The sequence below is a fragment of the Rhodococcus sp. NPDC060176 genome, from assembly GCF_042728675.1.
Classification (GTDB): domain Bacteria; phylum Actinomycetota; class Actinomycetes; order Mycobacteriales; family Mycobacteriaceae; genus Rhodococcus_F.
Genome location: NZ_JBHWYS010000001.1, coordinates 771303 through 787888, shown reverse-complemented (window position 1 = coordinate 787888; position 16586 = coordinate 771303). Strand labels below are relative to the sequence as shown.

The following is a 16586-nucleotide window of genomic DNA, read 5'->3' as shown; positions in this document are numbered from 1 at the left end:
CTATTCTACGAAGTCTGCTGACGGCCTTCTTGTGGTGCTCTAGGAGTGGAAGTACCAGAGCTGTGGGTCCAGGACGCCCAGTCCGTAGCGCGTGATGTTCGCAAACGCGGCCGGCGGACCGGAGATGTCGGACTTCCAAATAGCGATGGTGGAGGGGTTCGGCATGAACAAGTAGGGCAAGTTCTCTCCGACGAAGGTGGTCTCGGTCACCATCGCGTTCGGGTCGGTCGAGTTCTTCGAGGCATCCATCAGGGCATCAGCCTTGGGATCGCTGTAGTGGCCGAGGTTGTACGAGGCTCCGGTCGCCAGATAGCGAATTGCGGAGGGGTAGGCGGCCGCGTTGAAGCTCCCTTCGTCTGCCAGGGCCCACTGGTCCTGATATGCCGGCGCGGCATTGTTGTCGGCGTTCTCGTAGAGGAAGTTGAGGGACTTGGCCTCCCCGCTGATCGTGATACCGACTTGCTTTGCCGCGGAGATGAACGCGATGTTGCGGTTGGCGATGCTGGCCGGCGAGTTCGCGTACAGCAGGTTGAAGCTGAGCGTCTGTCCGGCAGGGATGTCTGCACCACAGTTGCCGGGACCGGTTCCAGGACTGACGCATGTCCTTGTCCCATCGTCGCCGACCTCCCAACCATGTTCGGTGAGAAGCTTTTCGGCCGCGGCAGGGTCATAGGGGTACGGTGCGTCCTCGCCGAATGACGGGGCGAAGCGAGTGCCGGCTTGACCGAGCGTGTACGACGGCGCACCGGCACCGCCGTAGATCCCCCGGCTCTTGATGTAGCCGGGCTGATCGATGAGGTGTTGCAACGCCTGCCGTATGTACAGCTGGGCGATAACCTTGTCGAAGTTGTTCGTGGTGTTCTTGAAGTTGATCACCACCGGATTGAACTGTGTCGGGCCGGGTCGGCCGTACACGTGATACCCCTGTTCCTCCAGATCGGAGGCCTGCGACGCGAAACTTGCATCCAGAGCAGCGACTGTCAGCTCGCCTGCCTTGAGCTGATTGAGCATCGCTGATGTGGAGGTGAACGGCAGGAACTTCACCGCCTCGACCGTCGAGGGGCTCGGTCCGGTGTAATTCGAGTTGGGAACGAGTGTGTATGCACCAGTAGCAGATTCGAAACTCTGCAGCCGAAAGGGGCCATTGACGACTTGCCACAACGGATTGCTGGCGAAGGTCGACTGCGCACGTCCCTGTTCCGACAGGTAGTTGTAGATCGCCTTGGCGTTTTCGGGCACCGTGTAGTCAAGGTGTTGCCCGCCCGTGGACGCGATGTTCCACGCCGTCGACGGAAGCGGAATCAGCAGCGGCGCCGCCACATTGTTCAGAAAGAAGTCCGGATTCATCGCCTGATTCAGCTGCAGCTCAACGGTGTACGGGTCGGTCGCCGTGGCGCTGACCAAGTTCTCCGGGAAACTGCCCGCGACATAACCGCTCCAGTTGGCGGGACTCTCGGCGATCGCGCCCTTGATCAACTCGATCGAGAAGATCAAGTCATCGGCATTGACCGGTTTCCCGTCAGACCACTGGTACGAATCCTTCATCTTGATCGTGAAGGTCTTGCCGTCGTCGCTGACCGTGGGCAGCTCGGCCAGACTCAGTGCAGAGTTGACCGAATCCTTCGAGCCGACGTCGGCTGCGGCGTACAGGTACTTGAACATCACCTGCTGGGTAGCGAACTGAACATCTGAACTGGCGAAGTTCGGGTAGATGACGTTGGGTGCGAGCCCCACAGGCGATGCGACGGTGATCGTGCCGCCTGCCGTGGGTTGCCCGACGGCTTCGGGCAAGGATCCGAAAGCATCTCCGCCGGAACCTGTTCCGGCGGGCTCGACGCTCGTACATCCGGCGATCAGCAACGAGGCTGCTGCTACAGCGAACACCCCACGCAGCGCTCTGTGGGTAGTGAGAGTGGTCATTCTTTGCTCCTGTCAGTCATACACGTGGGGGCTCGATCCCGCCCACTTCAAGAAGATCGCTGAGACGTACCAGCGTGTAGTAGCTATTGCCCATCCAGTCGGCGGACGAGCACAAATTCGCATGGCTCCGCTCTCGTTGCCGTGCAACCGATTTCATACCGGTATGAGACTGACGAGCCTATGTCGTGGCGAGATCGGCATGCTGCTCGAACCGTTTGGGCTGCAGCGGAAAGTGGCAGGCAACCTGATGGGTATCACTGATCGACTCCAGCGGCGGCTCCGCCGCGGCGCACAGGTCGGTCGCCTGCGAGCAACGCGTCCGGAAGCGGCATCCGCTCGGCGGAGCGATGACGCTGGGCAACTCGCCGCGGATTGGCGTGCCACCGTCACGGCCCGCGGCCAGCGGATCGGTATCCGCGACTGCTGCGAGAAGCCCAGCGGTATAGGGATGGGCAGCCGTCGCGTAAACCTCTTCGCACGTGCCGATTTCGACGAGCCTGCCGAGGTACATCACTCCGACACGGTCGGCGAGATAGCGCACCACCGCAAGATCATGAGAGATCACGACGCTGCTGAGTCCGAACTCGCGCTGGGTGCGTCGCATCAGGTTGAGAACCTGTGAGCGCACAGAAACATCCAGCGCACTCACCGGCTCATCGGCGACGAGCACCAACGGATCGAGCGCAAGTGCGCGCGCCAGCCCCACCCTTTGACGCTGTCCCCCGGACAGCTCATGTGGATAGCGCTCCATCACGCTCGCCGGGAGACCCACCTGATCCAACAGTTGCCGGGCACGGGTCGCCCGCTGCGCTCCGGTGCCGATGTTCTGGATGGCCAGTGGTTCACGCAGAATGGTGTCGATCCGCATCCGGGGGTCGAGAGAAGCGTGGGGATCTTGAAACATCATCTGCAATTCAGCCCGACGGCGCCCGAGTTCGCGCGAACCCATCTTGGTAATCGAGTCGCCCTCGAGTAACACTTCGCCCTGGGTCGGTTGGTCCAACGCGACGATCATCCTGCCGAGCGTCGATTTGCCGCATCCAGATTCTCCGACAAGCCCGAAGGTCTCACCGGCAGCGACATCGAAGCTGACTCCGGAAACTGCCTTGACGGTGCGTCGCTCACCGAACAGTCCTGATCTACCGGTTGGATACTCGCGCACCAGATTACGAACGCGCAGCCGCGGAACCGACTCCGATCCACCGAGCCCGGCAGTTGCGGGCGCAATCCGGGACCGCACACGGGTGATCGGCCCGGCGGCCGGATGCCAGCAGGCGTAGGCATGCCCGGCTGGCTCGATCGTCAGCTGCGGATCGTCCTCGTGGCAACGATCGGTGGCTGAGGCACACCGGGGTGCGAACGGGCAGCCAAGCATTGGCAGCGCCATGTCTGGAGGGAACCCGGGAATGCTGTACAGCTCGTCCTGCTTGTCGTGAGTGATCGTGGGAATCGAAGCGAGCAGCGACTGTGTGTAACGGTGCCGCATGTCGCCGAACAGAGTGGTTGTCGGGCCGGTCTCGGCAACGCGCCCCGCATACATCACCGCGACGCGGTCCGCGTGCCCCGCGATCACCCCGATATCGTGGGAGACCAGGATCATCGCCATACCGAGCTGTGACTTCAAGTCGTCGAGCAGATCGAGGATCTGCGCCTGGATCGTGGCATCGAGAGCGGTGGTCGGCTCGTCGGCGATAATGATGCGAGGCTCGCACGCCAGCGCCATGGCGATCATCACCCGTTGGCGCATACCTCCGGAGAGTTGGTGCGGGTAGTCGTTCATCCGCTCGGACGGCCTGGGTATCCCGACCAGAGCCAGCACCTCTTCAGCTCGTCGGCGCGCAGCGCGATTGGTCCCACCACAATGAAGATGCACCGGTTCTGCAACTTGATCACCGATCCGACGGGTGGGGTTCAACGCGGACATCGAGTCCTGGAAAACCATCGCGATGTCATTGCCTCGGACCTGCCTGTACTCGGACTGCGGCAGGCCGACGAGTTCTCTGCCGTCAACCATGATCGAGCCGCCGGTCACGGCACCGCCGGCCGGCAACATGCCCATGATCGCCAGTCCGGTCATCGACTTCCCAGAGCCGGATTCGCCTACAACGCCAAGAGTTTCGCCACGGCGCAGCCGCAAACTCACGCGAGACACCGGTCGTACGATTCGATCGCCGCGTCGAATTTCGATCGAGAGATCGCGGATCGCTAGCAAGTCGGGGCCGTCACCAGAAGCACTACCCAAGGTGTCAGCCATCTGCGTGGCCTCGCTGTCCAGAACCATGGACTGATCGTAGTGGCGCACACCCGGGGGGTAGGTTGGTCGACGCGAATGAAATCAGGCAAAAAACTTCGTCTCGGAGGACAAATTCGTGCGTTGGCAGTTCGCCGCACCGAAGACCTTCCAGCTATGAACGCCCGTGGTCAGCGACATATTTCCACAGGCTTCGCTAGCCGACGAGTGGCGTTTCGAGACAGCAGCGACGTGACCGAGCCTGCCGAGAGGCACAAGAAGAGTACCGGCACATAAGGGAGAGAACGGCATTCGGCTGGTCGGACGCATGCAGCGAAACCGCTCATCCCGAATTTAGCTCTACGACATCGCTTTTCAATTGCATGCCCCCACACTCACTGCCCCACCCGCTTCGCCCCCACAGTCACTGCCCCACCCGCTTCGCCCCCACAGTCACTCCCCCACCCGCTTCGCCCCCACCATGCGCCTCGCTATCTCCAAATACCTCTCCACCAACTCGTCCGGGGACAATTCACCGTCCGGGCGGTACCAGACCGCCACGGCGACGCACATCGTGACGACGGCACGGCTGGCGTCCTCGGGATGGTCGGCCTCGAACACTCCCGAAGCGACGCCGTCGAGGACGATCCGATCCACCTGCTTCTGCTGTTCGTCGCGCTGCGCGATGTAGCTCGCTCGGCTGTCGGGCTCCATGCTGCGGATCTCGGAGGAAGCGACGAACGACTGCTCGCGTCGAAACATGTGGAACCGCAACAGAGATTCGATCACCGCGTCGAAGCGGTCAGAGGGATCGTCCCCGGCGTCGAGTTCGGCGGCTCGGCTTCGCTCCAACAACTCCGTCATCACGACCGTCGCCAAACCGATCAGCAGAGCCTGCTTGGACGGGTAGTGGTGGTAGAGCCCCGGCACCGACAAGCCGGACCGCGAGGCGACGTCGCGGATCGAAGTCCCGTGATAGCCCTGCTCGACGAACGCCTCCAGTGCCGCAGCGAGCGGTTTCGGCAGTCCCAGGTCTTCGTAATCGCGCCAGGATCCGCGTACCGGAAGCTCGTTCGTCATACCGATACCGTAGATCGCTCTTGCTCCGCCGCCGAACACGTCGGTGCCATTGGTTACAGTCGATGTTCACCGAAAGACAGGGACCAGTCATGATCCATGTTCGCCACACCGCGGTTGCTGCCGTGCCGGTTGATGTCGCCTTCGACTACATCGACAACTACCGCAACGTCCCGACGTGGATGTTCGGTGTTTCCGAGTTCACCCCGTTCGGAGAGTTCGATCAGGGGCTCGGCGCCACATTCGACGCTGCCATGCAGGTCGGGCCAAGCACGTTGCGATCCAAGCTCGAGGTCACCGAGTGGGAGAAGAATCGGATCATCAAGCTGTCTTCGCTCGGCGGTGTATCCAACTCGTCCACCTGGGAGTTCGCCGCGATCGACGATTCCAAGACCCAACTCTCCGTCGACTTCGCCTACAAACTCCCCGGCGGCATTGCCGGCAAGGCACTCGGCCGCTTGATCGGGCCGTTCGTCGAGAACGCTGTCAAGAACAGCGAGGAGACGTTGCGCCGCAGCCTCGAGGAGCAGTTCGCGGCCCGCGGCGAAGGCTGAAACTACCCGCGGTCGCCTTCGAGGCCCAGGGCGTTGGCCCACACCTGAGTAGCTGTCTTGACGACGTCCTCGAACGAGACAGGGTTGCCGTCGGCGCCAGGTTCCTCCGAGACGAACGAACTGTAGGCAAGACGGCTCACCATCGCCGACAACGCTCGCGATGCCAGCAGCGGATCCAGTGAACGGTCCGCTTTGCCTGCAGCCTGCAAACGTTCGATGGCCCGCGCATTACGCGAAATGAAGGTCTCGGCTCGGTCCCGACGCAGTTTCGCGAACGCCGGATCGATGTGCGACACCTGCTCGAGCAGCCCCATCAGTTTGGCGTTGCGACGAAACGCTGTCAGGTAGGCACGGTTGCTCGATTCGAGGACCGCATACGGATTATCGACGTCACGGACCCGACCCATGCCGGGGTGCAGCATGTCTTCCTGCGCAACGTCGAGAACTGCGGCGAAAATCTGCTCTTTGTTGTCGAAGTAGGTGTAGAACGTGCCGGTGGAGCAGTTCGCTTCCTTGGTGATGTCCGTCAGCCGGGCATCGAGATACCCCGCGCGTTCGAACACAGTCCGAGCCGCTGCAACCAGAGAAGCCCTGGTACGGACGCCGCGAGCGGTCACCGGGAGGTCACGCAGAAGCTCCGTCGCTGCCATCGATGGTGGCGGACGGTCTTCCCAGTTCTCCTGAGGTTCGGCGCGAGAGGTCACCAGCTACTTATACGGCAAAGCCGGCGACATCTCGGCATCGGCGTCAGGTGATGGTGATTCCTCCGTCGACGGCGATGGTCTGGCCTGTGACGTATCCGCCTGCCTCGGATGCGAGCCACACCATCGTGGCTGCGAGCTCTTCCGGATCGCCCATCCGGCCGAGGATCAGGCGCGGAGCCATCGCGTCCAAGTAGCCTTCGTTGTATTGGTCGGTCATTTCCGACTTGAAGAAGCCGGGCGCGATCGCGTTGACACGAATGCCCTTGCGCGTTCCCCACTGCTGTGCGAGGTCGCGGGTCAATCCGACGACGCCTGCCTTGCTCGCCGCGTAGGCGGCCTGCGGCAGTCCGGCCGTCGTCAGTCCGAGAATGCTCGAGATGTTGACGATGGAACTGCCCGGGAGCATGACGCGGCCGCACGCCTGCGCTGCCCAGTACGACCCGTTGAGGTTGATGTCGATGACGGCGCGGAACTGATCCGGGGTCTCGCGGGTCGCTGGAACGGCAGTTCCGACGCCGGCGTTGTTGACCAAGACGTCCACGCGGCCGAACTTCTCCATCGCGGCGTCCACCATGTTCTGAGCCTGTGCCGGATCGACGATGTCGGTGGCCACGCACAACGCTTCGCGACCGGCGTCACGCACGAGCTTGGCGGTGTCTTCGAGCTTGTCGACGCGGCGAGCCGCCAGGACGACGTCCGCGCCGGCCTCTGCTGCGGCTTTCGCAAACGCCACCCCGAGGCCCGACGACGCACCGGTCACGATGACCACTCGATCGGTCAGAGAGAACTTGTCGAGAACAGACATGCGCGGTGATGCTCCTGTGTCGTCGGGTTCGGAAGTGACGTATGGACTTCAGTGACGTATCGACTGCAGTTACGAAATTACAGGCCGAGATCGCGGCCGATGAGTTCCTTCATGATCTCGTTCGATCCGGCCCAAATCTTGGTGACGCGAGCATCCATCCACGCGCGAGCGGCGCGGTACTCGGTCATGAAGCCGTAGCCGCCGTGCAGCTGGACGCAGTGATCGAGGACCTCGTTCTGCACCTGCGCGGTCCACCACTTCGCCTTGGCGGCGTCGATGGCGGTCAGCTCACCGGCGGCGTGTGCCGCGACGCAGTTGTCGACGTAGGCCTGCGTGACCTCGATGCGGGTGACGAGATCCGCGAGAAGGAATTTGTTCCACTGCAGCGAGCCGATCGGCTGACCGAAAGCCTTGCGATCCTTGGCATATTGCAGCGTTTCTTCGAGGATCGGAGCGGCGTGCGCGATGTTGGACACTGCAGCGCCGACGCGCTCCTGCGGCAGCATTTCCATCATGTGGATGAAGCCGCGGTCGATCTCACCGATGATGTTGGTGGACGGCACGCGAACGTTCTCGAAGAACAGTTCGGCGGTATCGGACTCGTGCTGGCCGACCTTGTCGAGCTTGCGTCCGCGCTCGAAACCTTCCATGCCGGTTTCGACGGCAAAGAGGGTGATGCCCTTGGACTTCTTCTCGGGACTGGTCCGCGCCGCCACGATCACGAGGTCGGCGTTGTAGCCGTTGGTGATGAAGGTCTTTGAGCCGTTGATGATCCAGTCGTCGCCGTCCTTGACCGCAGTGGTCTTGAGCGAGGCGAGGTCGGATCCACCGGAAGGCTCGGTCATGCCGATGGCTGTCAGCATCTCGCCGGTGCAGAACTTGGGCAGCCAACGCTGCTTCTGCTCTTCGGTGGTGAGCTGAACGAGGTAGGGAGCAACGACGTCGGCGTGGATGCCGAAGCTCGAGGCAACAGCTGCACTGGCACGCGAGAGTTCTTCGGCCAGAACCGCGTTGAAGCGGTAGTCGCCGGCTTCGCTTCCGCCGTACGCTTCCGGAACCTCGAGCCCGAGGAAGCCGTTACGTCCCGCTTCGAGCCAGATTTCACGATCGATGAAGCGCTGGTCGATCAGCTTCTCTGCGACCGGAAGGATGTTCCGGTTGACGAATTCGCGGGCAGATTCGCGAAATGCCTCGTGATCGGGTCCGTACAGAGTGCGACGCATGACGAGTTGCTTCCTTTCGGCGTGGCAAAGCCACACGTAACGATGTTCCTAAGCATTCGCTTAGAATCTAAGCATCTGCTTATAGTGAATCGAGAGCGGGATATTGTCAACATCGAAATCCGTCACACCTGGAGGAAACCGTGAGCGATTCACCTGACGTGGTGATCAGCCCCTCCAAAGCCGCGGCCCGTATCCGCGCGGCAGCCGTGGACGCTTTTGCCTCTGCCGGCTACGGCGGCACCACCACCCGTGACATCGCCGCGCGACTCGACATGAGTCCCGCCGCCATGTACCCGCACTACCGCTCGAAAGAAGAGCTGCTTTTCGCGATCAGCTTCGAAGGCCACACCGAAGCGTTGAAGGTGGTCGAGGGCGCCGACCGACCTGGTGAAGAACCGTCCGTTCGTTTGCAGGAACTGATCAGCACCTTCGCCAGTTGGCAGGCCGGGCACCACTCACTCGCTCGCGTCGTCCAGTACGAACTCACTGCCCTCACACCAGAGCACTACCGAACCGTCGTCGCTCTTCGCCGCAGCACGACGCGGGTGGTCCGGGAGGTTGTCGACGCCGGCGTCCAGTCGGGTGATTTCACGATCCCCGACGCCGAAGGCGTCACCCTCGCCTTGATGTCCCTGTGCGTCGACGTGTGCCGCTGGTTCCCGGCCGGCAACTACACGGATCCGGAAGACATCGGAAAACTGTACGGAGACCTGGCACTGAGGATGGTGGGCGCCGCCTGAATCAGGTGACGCCGACCGCAAAAAGGAATCAGCCAGTGGCCAACCGCACCTATCTCTACACGACCCCTGTTGCCCCGCAAGAGAATCCGGCTGCCGCTCGCGCCCGGGGCCTCGAGGGAATCTCGGAGTGGTCGTACGCGATACCGCTGGTCCCCAGGATCCTTGTGTCCGTGAATCCCTTCGCTCGCCAGTCGATCATCTGGGACGACGTTCCCGACCTGATCGCGGTCACCGCGCCCTGTGGCCCCGGCATTGCCCGGCTCGAAGACTTCCTCGGCCGCATCGACCACCCCGAACTCGGCGCGATGGCCGGTGAAGCGCTTAGCTTCCTGCGCAGCCACACCGAACCCGACCACTACTTCGTTCTCGAATGCGGCGAGATCTTCGACATGGACGACGAACCGTTCGCCGAACAAGGCCAGGCACTGATGGCCGGTCTGGCGACCATCGACGCCGAGATGGAGGCGGCTTTGACCACGTTCGCACCCACCAAGCCAAAGTTCTGGGAGAGACTGTTCACGCCGACTCAGGAGAGCATCGAGGAACCGCTCCGCGAGCTCGGCCTAGGCTATTGGTCCGAGACCCTGTACTTCGATCTCGACGTCCCTCGATAAAGCACCGCTCAGTCAGAGATCTCGTCGAGCCGACGCTCCAAGTAGGCCCGCTCCGGATCGGTACCAACCAGTTTCAGGGCTTGCCGATACGCAGCCGCTGCCGCGTCGGTGCGCCCCAACCGAGCGAGCAGTTCGGCGCGCGCGAGGTGATACGGGTGGTAGTCGGCAAGTTTGGGCTCGGCTGCCAGTTCCTCCAACGCTGCCAGCCCGACCTCCTCGCCGTCGCGCATCGCAAGCGCAACTGCCCGATTGAGGGCAACGACCGGCGACGGAGTCAGTGTGAGCAGCACTCCGTAGAGCGCGCAGATCTGTGGCCAGTCGGTGCTCTCCACATCAGTGGCCTCGTCGTGCAGTGCGGCGATAGCGGCCTGCACCCCGTAGGGCCCCGGCGCTCCCCCCGTCAACGCGACGACGACGAGATCGCTGCCTTCCTCGATCATCGGCTGGTCCCAGCACCCGCGATCCTGGTCTTCGAGGAGCACGATCTCACCACCGGCGTCGGTACGGGCATCCCGACGCGCGTGGACGAGAAGCATCAATGCAAGCAACCCGGCGATCTCGCGCTCATCGGGAAGCAATGCGCGCAAGATCCTCGCCAGCCTGATCGCCTCTACCGCCAGGTCGACGCGTTGCAGATCCGGACCCGAACTCGCTGCATACCCCTCGGTGAACACCGAATAGATCACCTGCAGAACACCGGGCAAGCGTTCCGGGAGTTCTTCGGCGCTGGGAGTCCGGAAAGGAATCCGAGCCTGACGGATTTTCTTCTTCGCGCGCACGATCCGCTGCGCCATCGTCGCCGAAGGAACGAGGAAGGCCCGAGCAACCTCGGGCGTCGTCAATCCGCCGAGGCAACGCAAGGTGAGCGCAATTCGGTCGTCCTCGGCAAGCGCTGGGTGCGAGCAGGTGAAGAACAGCTGCAACCGCTCGTCGGGAAGTTCCCCGTCGACGGTGGACGGCGCAGGGTCGGCACGATCGGCGTCTACCTGCATCACCGCCAAGCGCGCCGCATAGGCCTGATCACGACGAAGCCTGTCGACGGCTTTGCGACGCGCCGTGGTCAGCAGCCAGGCGCCGGGTTTAGCCGGCACTCCGTCCGCGGGCCAGTGCACCAACGCGGCCTCGACGGCTTCGGAGGTGACTTCCTCGGCCAGATCCAGATCACCGAAGCGGCGGACGAGCGAGGCCAAGAGTCGTCCGCGTTCCTCCCGGAACACTGACTCGATGGAGTTCTCGGCCTGCTCGTCCACGGCGAATCAGTCCCCGAACCCGGCCAGTGGACGCACCTCGACGCTGCCGCCGTCGCGCGCGCCGGGGCACCGCGCGGCCCATGAAAGCGCCGCGTCCAGATCGGGAACGTCGATGACGTCGTAGCCGCCGAGGATTTCACGGGTTTCTGCGAAGGGTCCGTCGGTGACGGTCTTTTCTCCGGACTGCGAGACCCGAACCGTCGTCGTAGTCGTCAGGTCGGCGAGGGCATCGCCGGACACCCAGATCCCGGCATCCTTCATTTCCTTGTCGTATTGCTGCCAGTCCTCGAACGTGCACTGGGGTTCGGTGTCTCCGCCGGGTGCGGTGTAGATGAGCAACATGTACTTCATGACTGACTCCTTGGTCTGTTGTTTTTCTTCCGGCTCTCTTGCCTTACAACATGACGACGAACGGTTCTCCCCGGAATCGACAGGCGACTCGAAAAAACTTTTGGCGAGTTCGGCCGAGGCGCTGCCGTTAGGCTGAGTGTATGACCGAACGCGACCGGGACGCCGCTGGGAAGCCCCTCAATTCGCGGCCCCGCGACGGGCTCGGCCGTCCACTGCCACGCGACGCAGCGGGTGGTGTCCCGCGCATTCCGGACGATGTGCGTCTGCCGCCGGACGAGTCGATCACCGAGGCTCAGCGCCTCCTCGACCACGGCATGCCCTTTCACGCGCACGAGATTCTCGAAGGAACGTGGAAAAGTGCGCCGCCCGAGGAGCGCGACCTGTGGCAGGGACTGGCTCAACTGGCCGTCGGGCTCACTCATCTCCTGCGGGGCAACACCACCGGCGCCGTCTCGCTCCTCGGTCAGGGTCACGATCGCATCAGGCACTACGAGGTCGAGAGTCCACACGGCCTCGACATCCCCGGTCTGCTGACGTGGTCCGAACACCTGCTCGCCGAAATCGATCGCCCCGGCGATTTCCCCGCCCCTCCGATTCCGAGGTTGAGAATCCCCTGATGCCCATCTTCCCCATGTTTCCGCTCGGCTCCGCTTTGCTACCGGGTGAGGTGTTGCCGCTGAACATCTTCGAACCTCGGTACCGCGCACTGGTCGAGAACGTTCTCGAAGCTGCCGACGGCCCACTGTTCGGAGTAGTGCTCATCGCCCGTGGCCACGAGGTCGGTGGCGGCGAATCACGCCACGACGTCGGCACTCTGGCTCGGATCGAATCCCATGTCGCAATGGGTGCCGGACGGTATCAGCTGTACTGCCGGACCGAAGGCCGCATCCGGGTCAATCGCTGGCTGCCGGACGATCCCTACCCGCTTGCCGAGGTCGAACTGTGGCCGGACGAGAACAACGGAACACCCGTCACCGCCTACGAATACGACTCACTCCTCGAGCGCATTGAGTTCATGTACGGAATGTTGGGAAAGCTCGCACTACGAGCCGGTGAACAGACTCCACGAATGCCCGTCCCACCTGATCCCTTGGATCCGTTGGGTTCTCGGCTGTATGCCCTCGCTCGAAGCATTCCGATGGGCGACGCCGATCGCCTGGCGATTTTGACCGCGCCAGGCGCCGACGAGCGTATACGCACACTCTCGGAGGCAGTCGAGAACACCATCGAGGTGGCGCAGTTCAATCTGCTTTGAGGTGAGCTAGGCCATCGTCTGGCCCATGTCGATGACGATCTTCGTCCCGGTGACCGCGCGGGAGAGATCTGTCGCGAGGTAGACCACGGCATTGGAGATGTCCTCGACCGTCGTGCGCGGGACCGAGGTGAGCGGCCACTTGTAAGAATTCATGTACTCCGGGTGCGCCGTGAGTACCTTGCCGACGTTGGGATCGTTGCCCATCTCGGTCTCCACTGCCCCAGGGTGGATGCTGTTGACTCGAATGTCGAAGCCTCCCAACTCCGTTGCCGCAGTGCGTGCCAAACCGACGAGACCGTGCTTGGCAGCCGAGTAGTGCGCGCAACCGGGCGCTTCGGCGACGCCGGCAGCACTGCTGACGATCACGATGGAGCCACCGTTGCCCGCCTCGATCATTGCGGGAACCGAAGCCGCCATCGTGCGCCACACACCGTTGAGATTGATGTCCACCAGCGTCGACCACTGCTCTTCCGGCATCTCCCAGAAACGATTCCACGTTGCAATGCCCGCGTTGGCGATCACCACGTCCAGGCGACCGAACTTGTCGACGCCCGACGCAACTGCCGCACGCAGTGCCTCGAGGTCACGGACGTCCGCTACAGCAGTGACGATCTCGCGTCCCACGGCTCGAACCAGGCGCGCCGTTTCATCGAGGTCGGCTTCAGTTGCGGCCGCGTAGCCCACGTCCTCGGACACCGACGCGCACACATCGACAGCGATGACGTCGGCACCTTCCTGCGCGAGTCGAATCGCATGATTGCGTCCCTGACCCCGCGCTGCACCGGTGATGAAAACGACCTTGCCTGCCAACAGTTGTGTCATGGCCGGGACCTTAGACGCTGATGTGGCCCGCTGCCTCCGAGTTCCCGCTCGACGGGAATCAACCGTCGACGATGACGACGTGAAGATTCCTCGGACCATGGACACCTTCGACGCGCTCGAGTTCGATGTCGGAGGTCGCCGACGGGCCGCTGATCATGGTGGTGGGGCGTTCCGGCGTCAGTTTCGCAATCGCCTCCGGCACTCCCACTTCCACACTGCTGCGATGCACGACGCAGATGTGTGTGTCCGGCACCAGTGTCAACGCACGACGCCCTTGCGATGGACCGGCGTCGAGGAAGATGGTGCCGGTTTCGGCGCAGGAGACCTTCGAGCCGGTGACTACAGCGTCGAGCTTCTCGAGTTCGGGAGCCGGCACTTCCGAGCTGTCCACCACCAGCGTTCCGTCGAACCCGGTTACCCATGATCGGTCGAGTCCTGTGGGGATGCCCAGCGTCCGCAGCTCGTGTTCGCTCAGTATTCCGCTGACGACCTCGGCGATTTCTGTTGCAGCACATCGGTAGACGTGAGCCTTGTAGTCCTCGAGTCGATCGACGAACAGTTCGATGCGCTTCTCGTCAGACATGGTTCTGCCAGTCCGGTAGTTACGCGGTATCTCGTTCTCACGGGCCGGTGCCAAGGTGATCGCATCACGAATGCGACCGAGTACCACCTCACGTGAATTCATCTGTCTGCCTTCCCGTCACGACGAGCCGCGTCCAATGCATCGCGTCCTTCGTCTGAGTCCCACCAGGATCGGAAGGTCTGCTTGGGTGGTGCGGGGATGTCTCTGGCGGCGGTCCAACCGTTCAATGGCGGTGGCAGCGTCGAGATCTTCCCCTTCTTGCCCGCCACGACGCGTCCGAGCCCGGCGGCTTTCTGAGCGAGCGTCCACCGGCCCTCGGTCGACATCGCCAGAGAGGCTGCTTTCATCGCCAAAGACTTTGCCGTGACACCGGATTGCTCGACCTTCTGGTGCCGCAATTCGACCAGCAGCGAGGGTATGTCGATTTTGACCGGGCAGGCGTCGAAGCACGCACCGCAAAGACTCGAGGCAAAGGGAAGCGTCGAGTTGGGATCATCTTTGCCATGCATGCCCGCAAGCTGCGGAGTCAGAACCGCGCCGATCGGTCCTGGGTAGGTAGATCCGTACGCGTGACCACCGGTGCGCTCGTAGACGGGACACACGTTCAGGCACGCCGAGCACCGTATGCAGCTCAGGGCTTCCCGTCCGATCTTGTCGGCAAGCGCGGCGGTCCGGCCGTTGTCGAGGAGGACCAGGTGAAATTCCTGTGGACCGTCGTCGGGCGTGACGCCGGTCCACAGGGAGGTGTACGGGTTCATCCGCTCCCCCGTCGACGACCGCGGCAGCAGTTGAAGGAAGACCTCCAGATCCTGATACGTCGGCAGAATCTTTTCGATGCCCATGACGGTGATCAGTGTTTTCGGGAGCGTCAGGCACATTCGCCCGTTGCCCTCCGACTCCACGACGGTCAGTGTTCCCGTGTCCGCGATGCCGAAGTTGGCACCGGAGACGGCGACCGGCGTCGTCATGAACTTGTGGCGCAGGAACTTTCGTGCCGCGGCGGCAAGCTCGGCCGGGTTCTCCCCGAGGCTCGGATCGACATCTGGCATCTCTCGAAGGAATATCTCTCGAATCTCGGACCTGTTGCGATGGATCGCGGGAACCAGGATGTGCGACGGTTTGTCGTGGCCGAGCTGGACGATCAATTCCGCGAGATCGGTCTCGTAGGCGGTGATTCCCTGGGTTTCGAGATGCTCGTTGAGACCGATCTCCTGCGTGGCCATCGACTTGACCTTGATGACCTCTTCGGAGCCGGTGGCTTTGACAAGTTCGGTCACAATGGCGTTGGCCTCGTTGGCATCCGCTGCCCAATGCACCTGCCCGCCGCGTGCGATGACTGCGGCTTCGAACTGTTCGAGCAGTTCCGGCAACCGGGCCATGACGTCGGCTTTGATCGCGGATCCGGCATCACGCAGTTCTTCCCAATCGGGAAGCTCTCCAGTCACGTTGATGCGCTTGGCACGAATGGTGTGTGTCGCCTTGCCGATATTGCGTCGGAGTTGCGCGTTGGCCAGTTCGTGATGCGCTGCGACGGGGAACTTTTCGGTTCCGCGTAGGAACCCCGCCCCTTCGGGGGATCTAGGCGGGAAGCTGGGCAGACCCAGCGTGACGGCGCTCATGCTGTCACCCGGCTTTCCACCGACGCCAGAATCTCGGCGAGATGAATGGTCTTGGCGCCCATCTGCAGTCGTGACATTCCGCCGCCGATGTGCATGAGGCAGGAGGAGTCTCCGGCGCTGCAGAATTCGGCGCCGGTATCCGCAACGTGGCGAATCTTGTCCGCCAGCATGGCCGTCGAGGTTTCCGCGTTCTTGATGGCGAAAGTGCCGCCGAATCCGCAGCAAGAATCTGCTTCGGGGAGTTCGACCAGATCGATGTCGCGTACGTTGCGCAGCAATTGAAGTGGCTTGTCTCCCACTCTCAACATGCGCAGTGAGTGACAGGTCGGGTGATAGGTGACCCGGTGCGGGAAGTACGCGCCCACATCGGTGACACCGAGAACGTCCACGAGGAATTCCGAAAGCTCGTACGTCTTCGCCTTCACGGTCTGCACCTGCCCACACAGCGACGCGGTGCCGTAGCGCTCGGCAACGATCTCGTGCTGATGACGGACCGAACCGACGCACGACCCCGATGGTGCGACAACCGCGTCGATGGACGTGTCACCGAACGTCTCGGCATAGTTCGCAACCAGCGGCAGTGCGCCCGGCTGATAGCCGGTATTGACGTGCATCTGCCCGCAACAGGTCTGCCCGGACGGAAACACGACGTGGTGCCCGAGACGGGTGAGCAGGAGGGCGGTGGCCTTGACGGCGTCGGGAAACATCGTGTCCCCGATACAGGTGGCGAACAGCGCTACTCGCATGTGGTTCCCCGCAATCTGTCGGTGTGGTCTGACCACAGTAAAGCACGGTCAGCGCCACCAAGAACTGAAATACCCGAAAAATGCCGAAATCGA

General features: G+C 62.6%; 17 protein-coding genes. 5 read left to right on the top strand and 12 right to left on the bottom strand.

Annotated elements, in window-relative coordinates:
* Nucleotides 1-39: 39 nt before the first annotated feature.
* The 3 genes from ACFWEM_RS03765 to ACFWEM_RS03755 form a co-directional block, all read right to left on the bottom strand.
* Nucleotides 40-1920 carry an ABC transporter substrate-binding protein gene (locus ACFWEM_RS03765; protein ID WP_378531263.1) on the bottom strand — a complete coding sequence of 627 codons (1881 nt, stop codon included), beginning with the start codon at nt 1918-1920 and terminating at the stop codon, nt 40-42.
* A 178-nt stretch (nt 1921-2098) separates the two neighbouring features.
* Nucleotides 2099-4201, bottom strand: a complete 2103-nt coding sequence (locus ACFWEM_RS03760; protein ID WP_378531261.1) for a dipeptide ABC transporter ATP-binding protein — start codon at nt 4199-4201, stop codon at nt 2099-2101.
* A gap of 402 nt (nt 4202-4603) precedes the next feature.
* Nucleotides 4604-5230 carry a TetR/AcrR family transcriptional regulator gene (locus tag ACFWEM_RS03755; RefSeq protein WP_019745479.1) on the bottom strand — a complete coding sequence of 209 codons (627 nt, stop codon included), beginning with the start codon at nt 5228-5230 and terminating at the stop codon, nt 4604-4606.
* Between the two features lie 89 nt (nt 5231-5319).
* On the opposite strand from ACFWEM_RS03755, the gene ACFWEM_RS03750 reads away from it, so the two are divergent.
* The gene (locus ACFWEM_RS03750) at nt 5320-5781 is read left to right on the top strand and encodes an SRPBCC family protein (protein WP_378531259.1); all 462 of its coding nucleotides are present in this window, start codon (nt 5320-5322) and stop codon (nt 5779-5781) included.
* 2 nt (nt 5782-5783) lie between these two features.
* On the opposite strand, the gene ACFWEM_RS03745 is transcribed toward ACFWEM_RS03750, so the two are convergent.
* The 3 genes from ACFWEM_RS03745 to ACFWEM_RS03735 form a co-directional block, all read right to left on the bottom strand.
* Nucleotides 5784-6431, bottom strand: coding sequence for a TetR/AcrR family transcriptional regulator (locus ACFWEM_RS03745; protein ID WP_378532724.1), 648 nt, complete (start codon nt 6429-6431; stop codon nt 5784-5786).
* 97 nt (nt 6432-6528) lie between these two features.
* Nucleotides 6529-7290: an SDR family NAD(P)-dependent oxidoreductase gene (locus ACFWEM_RS03740; RefSeq protein ID WP_378531256.1), complete on the bottom strand. Its 762-nt coding sequence runs from the start codon at nt 7288-7290 to the stop codon at nt 6529-6531.
* Between the two features lie 77 nt (nt 7291-7367).
* A complete protein-coding gene (locus ACFWEM_RS03735; protein WP_007730036.1) occupies nt 7368-8513 on the bottom strand; it encodes an acyl-CoA dehydrogenase family protein in 1146 nt (381 codons plus the stop codon).
* Nucleotides 8514-8653: 140 nt separating this feature from the next.
* Here ACFWEM_RS03735 and ACFWEM_RS03730 point away from each other — a divergent pair, with 140 nt between their 5' ends.
* Both ACFWEM_RS03730 and ACFWEM_RS03725 read left to right on the top strand, forming a co-directional pair.
* A complete protein-coding gene (locus ACFWEM_RS03730) occupies nt 8654-9253 on the top strand; it encodes a TetR/AcrR family transcriptional regulator (protein ID WP_317552139.1) in 600 nt (199 codons plus the stop codon).
* A 35-nt stretch (nt 9254-9288) separates the two neighbouring features.
* Nucleotides 9289-9867 (top strand): hypothetical protein, encoded by a 579-nt coding sequence (locus ACFWEM_RS03725; RefSeq protein ID WP_378531253.1) that lies wholly within the window; start codon nt 9289-9291, stop codon nt 9865-9867.
* An 8-nt stretch (nt 9868-9875) separates the two neighbouring features.
* On the opposite strand, the gene ACFWEM_RS03720 is transcribed toward ACFWEM_RS03725, so the two are convergent.
* Both ACFWEM_RS03720 and ACFWEM_RS03715 read right to left on the bottom strand, forming a co-directional pair.
* Nucleotides 9876-11117, bottom strand: a complete 1242-nt coding sequence (locus ACFWEM_RS03720; protein WP_378531251.1) for an RNA polymerase sigma factor — start codon at nt 11115-11117, stop codon at nt 9876-9878.
* A 6-nt stretch (nt 11118-11123) separates the two neighbouring features.
* On the bottom strand, nt 11124-11468 hold the full coding sequence (locus tag ACFWEM_RS03715) for a YciI family protein (RefSeq protein ID WP_003939718.1): 345 nt from the start codon (nt 11466-11468) through the stop codon (nt 11124-11126).
* A gap of 140 nt (nt 11469-11608) precedes the next feature.
* On the opposite strand from ACFWEM_RS03715, the gene ACFWEM_RS03710 reads away from it, so the two are divergent.
* Nucleotides 11609-12085: a DUF309 domain-containing protein gene (locus ACFWEM_RS03710; protein WP_378446925.1), complete on the top strand. Its 477-nt coding sequence runs from the start codon at nt 11609-11611 to the stop codon at nt 12083-12085.
* Complete coding sequence (locus ACFWEM_RS03705; RefSeq protein ID WP_020909266.1) at nt 12085-12723, top strand: LON peptidase substrate-binding domain-containing protein; 639 nt, start codon at nt 12085-12087, stop codon at nt 12721-12723. Before ACFWEM_RS03710 ends, ACFWEM_RS03705 begins: the two co-directional genes overlap by 1 nt.
* Before the next feature lie 6 nt (nt 12724-12729).
* Here ACFWEM_RS03705 and ACFWEM_RS03700 read toward each other — a convergent pair whose 3' ends face one another.
* The 4 genes from ACFWEM_RS03700 to ACFWEM_RS03685 are packed head-to-tail and all read right to left on the bottom strand — an operon-like array spanning nt 12730 to nt 16493.
* A complete protein-coding gene (locus ACFWEM_RS03700) occupies nt 12730-13545 on the bottom strand; it encodes a mycofactocin-coupled SDR family oxidoreductase (protein WP_378531248.1) in 816 nt (271 codons plus the stop codon).
* Between the two features lie 58 nt (nt 13546-13603).
* The gene (locus ACFWEM_RS03695) at nt 13604-14230 is read right to left on the bottom strand and encodes a lactate utilization protein C (protein ID WP_378531246.1); all 627 of its coding nucleotides are present in this window, start codon (nt 14228-14230) and stop codon (nt 13604-13606) included.
* Entirely contained in the window at nt 14227-15747 is a 1521-nt protein-coding gene (locus ACFWEM_RS03690; protein WP_378531244.1) for a LutB/LldF family L-lactate oxidation iron-sulfur protein, read from the bottom strand. The genes ACFWEM_RS03695 and ACFWEM_RS03690 overlap by 4 nt, the downstream gene beginning before the upstream one ends.
* Entirely contained in the window at nt 15744-16493 is a 750-nt protein-coding gene (locus ACFWEM_RS03685; RefSeq protein WP_378531242.1) for a (Fe-S)-binding protein, read from the bottom strand. The genes ACFWEM_RS03690 and ACFWEM_RS03685 overlap by 4 nt, the downstream gene beginning before the upstream one ends.
* Nucleotides 16494-16586: the final 93 nt, after the last annotated feature.